Origin of the sequence: Agromyces seonyuensis (assembly GCF_009789225.1) — a bacterium.
Classification (GTDB): domain Bacteria; phylum Actinomycetota; class Actinomycetes; order Actinomycetales; family Microbacteriaceae; genus Agromyces; species Agromyces seonyuensis.
The window spans coordinates 43,736-56,981 of the sequence record NZ_WSTA01000002.1 but is presented as its reverse complement, the minus strand read 5'-3'; the positions used below and the strand labels follow the sequence as shown (position 1 = coordinate 56,981).

Here is a 13,246-nt window from a genome sequence, read left to right as displayed (position 1 = left end):
GCGCGGCGAACTCCGATCAGCTCGCCGATCCGCCGGTCGACTCCCGCACCACGAGCTCGGGCTGGAACACGATCTGCTCCCGGGGTACGACCGCCTCCGCCGCCTCGAGCAGGAGCAGATCGAGGGCCGTGCGGCCGATGAGGGCCGCCGGCTGGCGGATGGAGGAGAGCGGCACGACGGCGGCACTCGCGAAGTCGATGTCGTCGTAGCCGATCAGGGCGATGTCCTCGGGCACGCGCAGGCGGTCGACGCCCGACATCGCGAGGGCCTGGAGCACGCCCATGGCGAGCAGGTCGTTGGCGGCGAACACGGCGTCCGGGCGGGCGTGCTCGTCGCGGTCGCGCAGCGCGGCGCCGGCGGCGCGGCCCTCGATCACGGTGAGCGCCGATGTCTCGACGATCTCGAGCGTCGCGCCGGGGGTCGCCTCGACCGCGCTGCGCGCGCCCGCGAGGCGGTCTTCGACCTGTCGGATGCTGCGAGGGCCGCCGACGAAGGCGAGGCGTCGTCGGCCGCTGCGCAGCAGGTGCTCGGCGGCGAGGCGCCCGCCGGCGACGTCGTCGACGGAGACCGAGGAGAAGCGGGCATCGCCGGCCTCGCGGTCGACGAGCACGACCGGGATGCCGCTCGCGCGCAGCCGGTCGAGCCGCGGCAGGTCATCGGCGAACGGGGTGATGAGCACCCCGGCGACGCGCTGCTCCTCGAACAGTTCGAGGTAGGCGCGCTCGCGGTCGGCGTCGTCGTCGGAGTTGCCGAGCAGCACGGTCATCCCGGCCTCGGCGGCGCGCTCCTCGGCTCCGCGACCGACGTCGGTGAAGAACGGGTTGCGCACGTCGAGCACGACGAGCCCGATCGAGCGGCTGCGGCCGGCGCGGAGCTGGCGGGCGGCGTCGTTGCGCACGAAGCCGAGCTCGGCGATGGCGGCGTGCACGCGCTCGACGGTCGTCGGCGACACCTTCTCGGGGCGATTGAGCACATTCGAGACCGTGCCCACCGAGACCTCGGCGAGCGCGGCGACGTCGCGGACACTGACTGCCATCGCGATCCTCCCGTCTCGTTGTCGACGCCGCCGTCGACCCCGTTCAGTATGTCCGACCAGCCGACCGCGCGAACGGATGCCCGCGGGTGGACGGCGCCGAGGTCGTGTTCATCGAGCCGGTGCACCGCGGCCGGGCTCGGGGATCGCCGGAGCACTGCCCCGGACGACCAGCCGAGGGCGCAGCTGCACGGTGCGGTGCACGTGCTCGGCTCCCTCGTTGACTTCGGCGAGCGCGCACCGCACCGCCTCGACGCCCATCTGGTGCGTCGGCTGCGCGACCGAGGTGAGCGGCACGGGCCCGTCGAGCGCGAGGGACTGGTCGCCGTAGCCGACCACGAGGGCCTGCGAGGGGACGTCCACGCCGTGCTCGCGCAGTCCGCCGATGATGCCGACGGCGAGCTGGTCGTTCACGCAGAAGACCGCGGGGCGGTTCGGGCCCGCCGCGAGCTGCCGGCCGACGCGGCGGCCGGCGTCGACGGTCATCGCGTCGACGACGATCTCGTGCAGGGCCGATGCCGGGAGCCCGGCCGCGGCAAGCGCCCGGAGCGCACCGGCGTGGCGGTCCGCGCACTGCTGGACGGAGTGCGGCCCGTTCACCAGGGTCACCGCGGCGGCACCGGAGGACAGCAGGTGCCGCACGGCGAGTTCGCCGCCGAGCACGTCGTCGATCCCGACGGAGCAGCCGTCGGCGTTCGCAGCGATGCGGTCGAGCAGCACGAGGCGGGTGCCGACCCGTCGCAGTTGGGAGAGCCGGGGGGCGTCGGCGGTGATCGGCACGACGATGGCGGCGGCAGCGCGCTGCTCGGCGAGCGAGTTCGCGAAGAACACTTCGCGCTCGGGTTCGTCGTGGGTGACGCAGAGCCCGATCACGAAGTCGTGCCGTGCCGCCTCGTCGGCGACGGCGCTCACGATCTCGCTGTAGAAGGCGTTGGCGACTTCGGGCACGAAGAGGGCGATGAGGTGGTTGGTGCCTCGCCGCAGCGTCGCGGCGGCCCGGTTCGGCACGAAGTCGAGCTCGCGGATCGCTTCGAACACGCGATCCCGGGTCGCGACGGCGACGATCTCGGGGCGGTTCAGGGCGTTCGACACGGTCGCGACGGAGACGCCGGCGACGCGCGCGACCTCGGCGAGGCCGATGCCCTGCGTCGGTGCCATCCTGCGATCCAATCGATTCAAGAAATCCGGTTCCGGTGATCGTAGCCCACCGCGAGGCGCTCGGGCTGGCCAACGGAGAGCCCCGCGAATGCGGGTCGCTCTCGCTCGACTTCCGCCTTGACTGGATTGAATCGATTGAATAGGTTACGGTTCCGACGCAGATCTTGACGAGCCGAGCGGGGCGCTCTATCGTCAGCCTGAATCGATTCAATGACGAGGAGATGGACACCGATGCGAGACGACACCCCCGGTCTGGAATCGCCGCCACCCCCGGTGCTCTCCCTCTCCGGAGCAGTGAAGACCTTCGGCCCGGTCGTCGCGCTGGCCGACGGCACGGTCGAGATCCGCCCCGGCGAGATCCACGCGCTGGTCGGCGAGAACGGCGCGGGCAAGTCGACGCTCGTGAAGATCCTCGCCGGGCTCTACCACCCCGACGCGGGCGAGTTCGAGGTTGAGGGCCGGCCGGTCTCCTTCCGCACCGTCGCCGATAGCAAGGCGGTCGGCATTTCGGTGATCTACCAGGAGCCGACCCTCTTCCCCGACCTCACGGTCGCCGAGAACATCTTCATAGGGCGGCAGCCGCGAGGCCGCCTCGGCCTCATCAGCCGCAACGAGATGCGCGCCCAGGCCGATCGGCTCTTCGAACGACTCGGCGTGCCGATCGACCCCGACCGCATCGCCGAGGGCCTCTCGATCGCCGACCAGCAGATCATCGAGATCGCGAAGGCCATCTCCCTCGACGCCAAGGTCCTCATCATGGACGAGCCGACCGCGGCCCTCTCGGGGGTCGAGGTCGACCGCCTCTTCGCGGTCGCGCGGAACCTTCGCGACCGCGGCGCGGGCATCCTCTTCATCTCCCACCGCTTCGACGAGATCTTCGCGCTGACCGACCGCATCACCGTGATGCGCGACGGCCGGTACATCGCCACGCACGACACCGCCGCCGTCTCCGCCCCGGAGATCGTGCGCGAGATGGTCGGCCGCGACATCGCCCAACTCTTCCCCAAGGAGCCCGCGGAGATCGGCGAAGTCGTCCTCGAGGTCGCGGGGCTCACCCGTGCCGGCGTGTTCGCCGACATCGACTTCGAGGTGCGGGCGGGCGAGATCGTCGCGCTCGCGGGTCTCGTGGGGGCGGGCCGCACGGAGGTCGCGCGCGCCGTGTTCGGCATCGACGCGTACGACCGCGGCTCGGTGCGGCTGCTCGGCGCGCAGGTGCGCGCCCGAAACCCGCAGGCGGCCATCGACGCCGGCATGGGATTCGTCCCCGAGGACCGTCGCAAGCAGGGCCTCGTCATGGACCTCTCGGTCACGCGCAACGTCTCCCTCACGCTCCGCAACACGCTCGCCCGGTTCGGCCTCATCAACGGGGCGCGCGAGCGCCGCGAGGCCGCCGAGTGGTCGCAGCGCCTGCAGGTGAAGACCGGATCGCCCGACTACGCGGTCTCCACGCTCTCGGGCGGCAACCAGCAGAAGGTCGTGCTCGCGAAATGGCTCGCGACGGAGCCGAAGTTCCTCATCGTCGACGAGCCGACCCGCGGCATCGACGTCGGCACCAAGTCCGAGGTGCACCGGCTGCTCTCCGATCTCGCCGGCCGCGGCATCGCGATCCTCATGATCTCGTCCGAGCTGCCCGAGGTGCTCGGCATGGCCGACCGCGTGCTCGTGATGCACGAAGGCCGCATCACCGCCCGCCTCGACCGCGCGGACGCCACCCCCGAAGCCGTGATGCACGCGGCCACCGCCTCGATGGAGCACAGCGCATGACCCAGACCGCCCCGCCCAGCCCCGCGCCGAACGCGCCGGCGCCGACCGCGAGACGCGCGGGACGCAGCCGCTTCGGCGGCATCCTGCGGCTCCGCGAACTCCCCGTCGCGTTCGCCCTCATCGTCCTCGTCGTCGTGACCTACGCGGCGAACCCGCTCTTCCTCTCGCCGCAGGGCACGAAAGACCTCCTGCTCAACTCGACGATCATGATCATCCTCGCCGTCGGGCAGGCGATCGTGATCATCACCCGGAACGTCGACCTCTCGGTCGGCTCGATCCTCGGCCTCGTCGCCTTCGGAACGGGCAGCCTGTTCGCGACCTTCCCGGGCATCCCGATTCCGGTCGTCTTCCTCATCGGGCTCGCGTTCGGCATGCTCCTCGGCGCGATCAACGGTCTGCTCGTCACCATCGCGAAGGTGCCCGCCCTCGTCATCACGCTCGGAACGCTGTACATCTACCGCGGTCTCAGCAACGCGTGGGCGGGCGGCACGCAGTACTTCGCCGACGACCGCCCCGAAGCGTTCGGCAACCTGTCGGTCGACACGTTCCTCGGCTTCCCGGTGATCACGCTGCTTGCCCTCGCCGTCGTCGTGATCGTCGCCGTCGTCATGGCGGGCACGCGAGGCGGGCGCGACCTCTACGCCATCGGTTCCGATCCGGATGCGGCGAAGCTCTTCGGCATCCCCGTCGGCCGACGCGTCTTCACGGCGTTCGCCGTCAACGGCCTGCTCGCCGGGCTCGCGGGCGTGCTCTACGCCTCGCGCTTCAACTCGGTCGGCGCCACGACCGGCAACGGCCTCGAGCTCGACGTCGTCGCGGCGGCCGTCGTCGGCGGCGTCGCGATCTTCGGCGGAAGCGGCTCGGTCGTGGGAGCCGCGCTCGGCGCGGTGCTCCTCACCACCATCACGAGCGCGCTGGCGGCCATGCGCGTCGACAAGTTCTGGCAGCAGGCGATCGTGGGCGTGCTCATCCTCGCCGCGATCATCATCGACCGCGTCGCGAGCCTCCGCACCGCACGCCGACTCCGAATCAGCGAGGCACGGGATGTCTGAGACGAACACGAAGGAATCGACCGCGACCTCGGTGCTGAGCGCCGACACGACGAAGACGCTCCGCGACGAGCCGCGCGGGCGCACCGGCTGGAGCCGCATCCTGCTCGGGCGCGACGCCATCATGATCTACGCGCTCATCGCGACGATCGTCGTCGCCATGATCTCGGTCCCCCGGTTCGCGTCGCCCGTGACGACGGGCTTCCTCCTGCTCGACGTCATCCCGGTGCTGCTCATCGCCATGCCGATGACGCTCATCATCATCACGGGCGAGATCGACCTCTCGGTCGCCTCGATCGCGGGCCTCACGAGCGCCAGCATCGGCGTGCTCTGGCAGGCGGGCTTCGACATCGGCCTCGTGCTCGTGCTCGGCGTCGTGATCGGCCTCGTCGCGGGCGCATTCAACGGCTTCCTCGTCGCCGTGATCGGGCTGCCGTCGCTCGCCGTCACGATCGGCACGCTCGCCCTCTTCCGCGGACTCGCGCTCGTCGTCATCGGCGACAATGCGGTCGCGAACTTCCCGCCGGAGCTGACCGGGTTCTTCACCTCGAAGCTCGGCGCCACGGGCATCCCGACCGTCATGATCGGCGTGGTGATCATCGTGCTGGCGTTCGGCGTGGTGCTCCACTTCACCCCGTTCGGCCGCGGCCTCTACGCCCTCGGCTACAGCCCCGAGGCCGCCCGCTTCGTCGGCATCCACGTCGCGCGATCGAAGTTCTGGCTCTACGTCGCCTCCGGCGGCGTCTCGGCGCTCGCCGGCATCTTCTGGACGCTGCGCTACTCGAGCGCCCGTTCGGACAACGCGAGCGGCCTCGAACTCGCGGTGATCGCGGCGGTGCTGCTCGGCGGCGTGTCGATCTTCGGCGGCAAGGGCTCGATCCCCGGCGTCGTCGCCGGCGTGCTGCTCATCGGCACGATCAACTACGCCCTGCGCCTCGGCCGGGTCTCCGACGTCGTCCTCATCATCGTGACGGGCACCCTGCTGATCGCGTCCGTCATCACCCCGAGCATCGCCGACGCCATCCGGCGACGGCGCCATGATCAGCGCCTTCGGCGCTCCCTCCCTCAGGCCTAGCCAGCGCTCCGGCCTCGGGACCACCACGCGCCACGCACCCGGCGCACGATGAAAGGAAGAAACAATGGAGTTGTTCCGCAACCGCGCGGGGGGCCGCCGAGCCCGTCGCATCGCGACGTTCGCCGCGGTGACCGCGACCGTCGCGCTCATCGCCACCGGCTGCGCCGCCGGTGACTCCGGATCTGACGGGGGCTCCGGCGCCGACGGCAGCCAGACCATCACGTTCATCCCCAAGCAGCTCAACAACCCCTACACCGACGTCGTCCTCGGCGGCGGCGAAGAGGGCGCGGACGCCGCGGGCTTCGCCTCGAGCGAGGTCGTCGGCCCGCTCGACGCGAGCGCTTCGAGCCAGGTCTCGTTCATCAACGCCGAGACGCAGGCGGGCACGAACGTCATCGTGATCGCGGCGAACGACCCCGATGCGGTCTGCTCCGCGCTCGAGGAGGCCCGTTCGGGCGGCGCCAAGATCGTGGCGTTCGACTCCGACACGAACCCCGACTGCCGCGACGTCTTCATCAGCCAGGTCGTCGCCAAGGACGTCGCGCTGATCCAGACCAAGCTCATCGCCGAGCAGATCGGCGGCTCGGGCCAGATCGCGATCCTGTCGGCGACGGCGAACGCGACGAACCAGAACGAGTGGATCAAGTACATGGAGGAGGACCTCGCCGCGAACTACCCCGACATCGAGCTGGTCGCGAAGGTCTACGGCGACGACGACGACACCAAGTCGTTCCAGGAGGCCCAGGGCCTGATGCAGGCCTACCCCGACCTCAAGGGCATCATCTCGCCCACGACGGTCGGCATCGCCGCCACCGCCCGCTACCTCTCGACCTCGGAGTACAAGGGCAAGGTCGCGCTGACGGGCCTCGGTCTGCCGAACGAGATGCGTCCGTTCGTCAAGGACGGCACCGTCACCGAGTTCGCGCTGTGGGACCCGGCGCAGCTCGGCTACGTCGCGGCCTTCGCCGGCAAGGCGCTGGCCGACGGCGACATCACGGGCGCCGAAGGCGACACGTTCGAGGCCGGCGACCTCGGCGAGCGCGAGGTCGGAGCGGACGGCATCGTGATCGTCGGTCCGCCGACCGTCTTCGACGCCGACAACATCGACGACTACGACTTCTAGTCGACCCGGGCGGATGCCCCGGCGCTGCGCCGGGGCATCCGCTCCCTCCCCCGATCCCGCTGCCGATCGTTTCGACGGCTGCACCGGGTGATCGCGCCCGAACGCAGCCGTGGAATCCACCGACAGCACCGGATCGAAGGACTCACATGGACACCCCTGCTGCAGCGAGCGTCAGCGCGCTCCTGCCCCCGAAAACCCGGCGCAAGCCCCGCATCGGGCTCGTCGCCGGCGGCCTCGGCACCTACTGGCCCCAGTTCCCAGACCTGCTGCCGCAACTGCGGGAGTCGGCTCGATACGTCTCGTCGCGCTTCCAGGCGATGGACGCCGAGGTCACCGACGTCGGGTTCATCTCCGACGCCCCCGAGGGCGTCGTCGCGGCCGAGCGGCTGCGCCAGGCCGACTGCGACCTCATCGTGCTCTTCCTCACGACGTACCTGACGTCGTCGATGGTGCTGCCGATCGCCCAGCGCACGAACACCCCGGTGCTCGTCATCGACCTGCAGCCCACCGAGAAGATGGACCACGCGGCATTCGACACCGGCCAGTGGCTCGCCTACTGCGGGCAGTGCCCGGTGCCCGAGGTCGGCAACGTCTTCCGCCGAGCGGGCATCCCGTTCCGCTCGGTCTCGGGGTGGCTGCGCCAGGAGTCGGCCTGGACGCGCATCGAACGCTGGATCAACGCGGCCCATGTGCGTGCCGCGCTGCGCCACGCGCGCCACGGCCTGATGGGCCACCTCTACCCGGGCATGCTCGACGTCTCGACCGACCTCACCCTGCTGCCGACGACGTTCGGCTCGCACGTCGAGGTGCTGGAGTTCGACGACCTCCGCGTGCGGGTCGAGGAGGTCACCGACGCCCAGACCGCGGAGCGCATGACGCTGGCTCGGGAGATCTTCACGCTCGACGAGACCGTGCAGGAAGCGGACTTCGAGTGGGGCGCGCGGGTCTCGGTCGGCCTCGACCGGCTCGTCGAGGACTTCGACCTCGACTCGCTCGCGTACTACCACCGCGGCCTCGCCGGCGAGCAGCACGAGCGACTCGGTGCCGGCATGATCCTCGGCGCGTCGCTCCTGACCGGCCGCGGGATCCCGACGACCGGCGAGTACGAGCTCCGCACGACGGTCGCGCAGCTCGCGACGCAGGTCGTCGGCGCCGGCGGCTCGTTCTGCGAGATCCAGGCGTTGAACTTCGAGGACGACGTCGTCGAGATGGGCCACGACGGTCCGGCGCACCTCGCCGTGTCGAGCCGCGACCCGCTCCTGCGCGGGCTCGGCGTCTACCACGGCAAGCGCGGCTGGGGCGTCTCGGTCGAGTTCGACGTGCAGGCCGGACCGGTGACGCTCCTCGGTCTCGGCCAGGATCGCGACGGCGCGTTGTCGTTCGTGGCCTCCGAGGGCACAGTGGTGCCGGGACCGCTGCTCGCGATCGGCAACACGACGAGCCGGGTCGACTTCGGGCGCGACCCCGGCGAGTGGGTCGACGAATGGTCGGCGACCGGCATCGGCCACCACTGGTCGCTCTCGCTCGGGCACCGGGCGGGCGACTACCGCGCGGCGGCGTCGCTGCTCGGCATCGACTTCCGGCAGGTGTGAGGTGTCCGCCGTCAGCGTGGTCGCCGTGCTCCAGGCGAAGCCCGGACTGGGCGCGCAGGTCATCGAGTCCTTCCGCGAGGTCTCGCCGCTCGTCCACGCCGAGCCGGGTTGCGAACTGTACGCGGCGCACCTCGAACTCGGCGGCGACACGGTCGTCATGGTGGAACGGTGGTCCTCACGGGAGGAACTCGATGCCCATGCGGCCGGCGCAGCGCTCGCGCGCCTGAACGAGCTCAACGACGGCTTGCTCGTCAGGCCGTACGACGTGTGGTTCCTCGACGCCGTCCCGCTCGGAGACGAGCGGCGCGGCGTCGTCGGCTGAGGACTCGCGCCGAGCTCGCCGGGTTGCAGGGGCTCCCGGATCGGGTTACGCTTTGAAACGATTCATTCAGACAGAAAGGGCTCGACGATGAGCGAACGCACGGACGCCGCGATGGAGCGCGTCTGCTTCCAGCTGCAGGTCAAACCCGACCGCATCGCCGAGTACCGGCAGCGTCACGCGGCCGTCTGGCCGGACATGCTCGTCGCCCTCAAGCGCACGGGGTGGAACAACTACTCCCTCTTCCTCCGCGAGGACGGTCTGCTCATCGGCTACGTCGAGACGCCGTCGATCGCGGATGCGCAGGCCGCCATGGCGCAGACCGAGGTCAACGAGCGCTGGCAGACCGAGATGGGCGAATTCTTCGTCGATCTCGATGTGCCGCCCGACGAGGGTTTCCTCCGTCTGACCGAGGTGTTCCACCTCGAAGACCAGCTCGCGGCGCTCGCCGACGACGCGCCCGCTCCGACCGAACCGCCCCACTGACCGTCGGCCCCGCGTCGACCTCCCCGACCGACCGACCCGCACTACCTACACGAAAGCGACGATCATGACGACCTTCACCGACGACGTCAGTCAGCAGCTCGAAGCCCAGGCCATCGAGCTGCCCTCCTGGGCGTTCGGCAACTCGGGCACCCGCTTCCGCGTCTTCACGACGCCCGGCACCCCGCGCGACCCTTACGAGAAGATCGCGGACGCCGCCCAGGTGCACCGCTACACCGCGCTCGCGCCGAGCGTCGCACTGCACATCCCGTGGGACAAGGTCGACTCCTACGACGACCTGCGCAAGCACGCGGAGGACTTGGGCGTCGCCCTCGGCACGATCAACTCGAACACGTTCCAGGACGAGGACTACAAGTTCGGCGCCCTCACTCACGAGGACCCGGCCGTGCGCCGCAAGGCGATCGACCACCACTTCGAGTGCATCGACATCATGCACGCGACCGGTTCGCGCGACCTGAAGATCTGGCTCGCCGAGGGCTCGAACTACCCGGGCCAGGCCGACCTCCGCGGCCGCCAGGACCGCCTGCAGGAGTCCCTCCAGGAGATCTACGCGCGCCTCGGCGACGAGCAGCGCCTCGTGCTCGAGTACAAGTTCTTCGAGCCGGCGTTCTACCACACCGACGTGCCGGACTGGGGCACGAGCTACGCCCAGGTCGCCGCCCTCGGCGAGCAGGCCATGGTCTGCCTCGACACCGGCCACCACGCCCCCGGCACGAACATCGAGTTCATCGTCATGCAGCTGCTGCGCCTCGGCAAGCTCGGCTCGTTCGACTTCAACTCGCGCTTCTACGCCGACGACGACCTCATCGTGGGCGCCGCCGACCCGTTCCAGCTCTTCCGCATCATCTACGAGGTGCTGCGCGGCGGCGGCCTGAACAACCCCGACGTCGCGTTCATGCTCGACCAGTGCCACAACGTCGAAGACAAGATCCCGGGCCAGATCCGCTCGGTGCTGAACGTCCAGGAGATGACGGCCCGCGCCCTGCTCGTGGATGACGAGGCGCTGCGCGCCGCCCAGGTCTCCGGCGACGTGCTCGAGGCCAACCGCGTCTTCATGGATGCCTTCTACACCGACGTCCGCCCCGCCCTCGCCGAGTGGCGCGAGTCCCGCGGCCTCCCGGCCGACCCGATGCGCGCCTTCGCCGACTCGGGCTATCTCGCCCGCGTCTCCGCGGAGCGCGTCGGCGGCACCCAGGCGGGCTGGGGCGCGTGAGCTTCCCGCCGGTCGAGCCGGCGCGAAGCGCCGTCGCTCCTCCGCCGGTCGAGCCGGCGCGAAGCGCCGTCGCCCTTCCGCCGGTCGAGTAGCGAAGCGTATCGAGACCCCCGCGAGGACCCTGCGAGGTCTCGATACGCGGCTCCGCCGCTACTCGACCGGCGGAACACCCGCTGCACGAAGCATCCATCGCGAACGAAGCATCGAAGGACCACTTTCATGACGAACCCCACCGCCGCCGAGCTCATCGCCCGCTCGAACCGCCTCGGCGCCGATCCGAAGAACACGAACTACGCGGGCGGCAACACGTCCGCCAAGGGCACCGCGACCGACCCGGTCACGGGCGAGCCCGTCGAGCTGCTCTGGGTGAAGGGCTCGGGCGGCGACCTCGGCACGCTCACCGAGTCGGGCCTGGCCGTGCTGCGCCTCGACCGCATGCGCGCCCTCGTCGACGTCTACCCCGGCCTCGACCGCGAGGACGAGATGGTCGCCGCGTTCGACTACTGCCTGCACGGCAAGGGCGGCGCGGCCCCTTCGATCGACACCGCCATGCACGGGCTCGTGGATGCCGCGCACGTCGACCACCTCCACCCCGACTCGGGCATCGCGATCGCGACGGCCGCCGACGGCGAGGAGCTCACGGGCAAGATCTTCGGCGACAAGGTCGTGTGGGTGCCCTGGCGCCGCCCGGGCTTCCAGCTCGGGCTCGACATCGCGGGCGTCAAGGCCGCGAACCCGCAGGCGATCGGCACGATCCTCGGCGGCCACGGCATCACCGCGTGGGGCGACACGTCCGAGGAGGCCGAGGCCAACTCGCGCTGGATCATCGACACCGCGGCGGCGTACCTCGCCGAGCACGGCGCGGCCGATCCGTTCGGCGGCGTCCGCGCCGGCTTCGAGGCCCTGCCCGAGGAAGAGCGCCGCGCCCGCGCCGCCGCCCTCGCGCCGACGATCCGCGGCCTCGCGTCGACCGACAAGCCCATGGTCGGCCACTACACCGATGCCGAGGTCGTGCTCGACTTCCTGGCATCCGAGCGGGCGCCCGAGCTCGCGGCGCTCGGCACGAGCTGCCCCGACCACTTCCTGCGCACCAAGGTCAAGCCGATGATCCTCGATCTGCCGGCGACGGCATCCGTCGAAGACCAGCTCGCCCGCCTGCAGGAGCTGCACGAGGTGTACCGCGCCGACTACCAGGCCTACTACGACGCCCACGCGACGGCCGAGTCCCCCGCGATCCGCGGCGCCGACCCGCTCATCGTGCTCGTGCCGGGCGTGGGCATGTTCAGCTTCGGCGCGAACAAGCAGACCGCCCGCGTCGCCGGCGAGTTCTACGTCAACGCGATCAACGTCATGCATGGCGCCGAGTCGGTCTCGACCTACACGCCGATCTCCGACGCCGAGAAGTTCGCGATCGAGTACTGGGCCCTCGAGGAGGCCAAGCTCCAGCGGATGCCGAAGCCGAAGACCCATCAGGGCCGCATCGCGTTCGTCACCGGCGCCGCCTCCGGCATCGGCAAGGCCATCGCGACCCGCCTCGCGGCCGAGGGCGCGTGCGTCGTCGTCGCCGACCTCGACCTGGCGAAGGCGCAGGCCTCGGCCGCCGAGCTCGGCGGCACCGACGTGGCGATCGGCGTCGCCGCGAACGTCGCGGACGCCGCGGGCGTGCAGGCCGCGATCGACGCCACCGTGCTCGCCTTCGGCGGCATCGACCTCGTCGTCAACAACGCCGGCCTCTCCCTCTCGAAGTCGCTCCTCGACACCACCGAGGCCGACTGGGACCTCCAGCACGACGTGATGGCGAAGGGCTCGTTCCTCGTCGCGAAGGCCGCCGCGAAGGCCCTCATCGAGCAGCAGATGGGCGGCGACGTCATCTACATCTCCTCGAAGAACTCGGTCTTCGCCGGCCCGAACAACATCGCGTACTCCGCGACGAAGGCCGACCAGGCGCACCAGGTGCGCCTCCTCGCGGTCGAGCTCGGCGAGCACGGCGTGCGCGTCAACGGCATCAACCCCGACGGCGTCGTGCGCGGCTCGGGCATCTTCGCCGCCGGCTGGGGCGCGAACCGCGCCGCGACCTACGGCGTGAAGGAAGAGGACCTCGGGCAGTTCTACGCGAACCGCACGATCCTCAAGCGCGAGGTCGTCCCCGAGAACGTCGCCGACGCGGTCTACGTGCTCACCGGCCCCGAGCTCAGCCGCACGACCGGCCTGCACATCCCGGTCGACTCCGGCGTCGCGGCGGCGTTCCTCCGATGAGCGCGTTCCGCTGGTCGAGTCGGCGCGCCTCCGGCTGTTCGAGTAGCGGCGAAGCCGCGTATCGAGACCTCGTGACAAGCCTGCCGGGGCCCGGCGGGGATCCTCACCAGGTCTCGATACGCTCGTGCCTCGCTACTCGACCAGCGGATGGAAGCACCCG

Annotated in this window: 11 protein-coding genes; 9 read left to right on the top strand and 2 right to left on the bottom strand. The window is 70.6% G+C overall.

Annotated elements, in window-relative coordinates; translation table 11 throughout:
- Positions 1-16: 16 nt before the first annotated feature.
- Positions 17-1,036: a LacI family DNA-binding transcriptional regulator gene (locus GB864_RS00985; protein ID WP_160422413.1), complete on the bottom strand. Its 1,020-nt coding sequence runs from the start codon at positions 1,034-1,036 to the stop codon at positions 17-19.
- Between the two features lie 108 nt (positions 1,037-1,144).
- Positions 1,145-2,191, bottom strand: coding sequence for a LacI family DNA-binding transcriptional regulator (locus GB864_RS00980; protein ID WP_160422412.1), 1,047 nt, complete (start codon positions 2,189-2,191; stop codon positions 1,145-1,147).
- Between the two features lie 231 nt (positions 2,192-2,422).
- Here GB864_RS00980 and GB864_RS00975 point away from each other — a divergent pair, with 231 nt between their 5' ends.
- The 9 genes from GB864_RS00975 to GB864_RS00935 all read left to right on the top strand — a co-directional run bounded on the left by GB864_RS00975 (position 2,423) and on the right by GB864_RS00935 (position 13,086).
- Complete coding sequence (locus GB864_RS00975; protein ID WP_160422411.1) at positions 2,423-3,955, top strand: sugar ABC transporter ATP-binding protein; 1,533 nt, start codon at positions 2,423-2,425, stop codon at positions 3,953-3,955.
- Complete coding sequence (locus GB864_RS00970) at positions 3,952-5,007, top strand: ABC transporter permease (protein ID WP_160422410.1); 1,056 nt, start codon at positions 3,952-3,954, stop codon at positions 5,005-5,007. Before GB864_RS00975 ends, GB864_RS00970 begins: the two co-directional genes overlap by 4 nt.
- Complete coding sequence (locus tag GB864_RS00965) at positions 5,000-6,079, top strand: ABC transporter permease (RefSeq protein ID WP_160422409.1); 1,080 nt, start codon at positions 5,000-5,002, stop codon at positions 6,077-6,079. Before GB864_RS00970 ends, GB864_RS00965 begins: the two co-directional genes overlap by 8 nt.
- A gap of 64 nt (positions 6,080-6,143) precedes the next feature.
- Positions 6,144-7,202 (top strand): rhamnose ABC transporter substrate-binding protein, encoded by a 1,059-nt coding sequence (gene rhaS, locus GB864_RS00960; RefSeq protein ID WP_160422408.1) that lies wholly within the window; start codon positions 6,144-6,146, stop codon positions 7,200-7,202.
- Positions 7,203-7,348: 146 nt separating this feature from the next.
- Positions 7,349-8,794: an L-fucose/L-arabinose isomerase family protein gene (locus GB864_RS00955; protein ID WP_160422407.1), complete on the top strand. Its 1,446-nt coding sequence runs from the start codon at positions 7,349-7,351 to the stop codon at positions 8,792-8,794.
- 1 nt (position 8,795) lies between these two features.
- Positions 8,796-9,116, top strand: a complete 321-nt coding sequence (locus GB864_RS00950; RefSeq protein ID WP_336603829.1) for a putative quinol monooxygenase — start codon at positions 8,796-8,798, stop codon at positions 9,114-9,116.
- 87 nt (positions 9,117-9,203) lie between these two features.
- Positions 9,204-9,599: an L-rhamnose mutarotase gene (locus GB864_RS00945; protein ID WP_236778793.1), complete on the top strand. Its 396-nt coding sequence runs from the start codon at positions 9,204-9,206 to the stop codon at positions 9,597-9,599.
- Positions 9,600-9,663: 64 nt separating this feature from the next.
- Entirely contained in the window at positions 9,664-10,830 is a 1,167-nt protein-coding gene (rhaI, locus tag GB864_RS00940) for an L-rhamnose isomerase (protein WP_160422406.1), read from the top strand.
- 219 nt (positions 10,831-11,049) lie between these two features.
- The gene (locus tag GB864_RS00935; protein ID WP_160422405.1) at positions 11,050-13,086 is read left to right on the top strand and encodes a bifunctional aldolase/short-chain dehydrogenase; all 2,037 of its coding nucleotides are present in this window, start codon (positions 11,050-11,052) and stop codon (positions 13,084-13,086) included.
- Positions 13,087-13,246 lie beyond the last annotated feature (160 nt).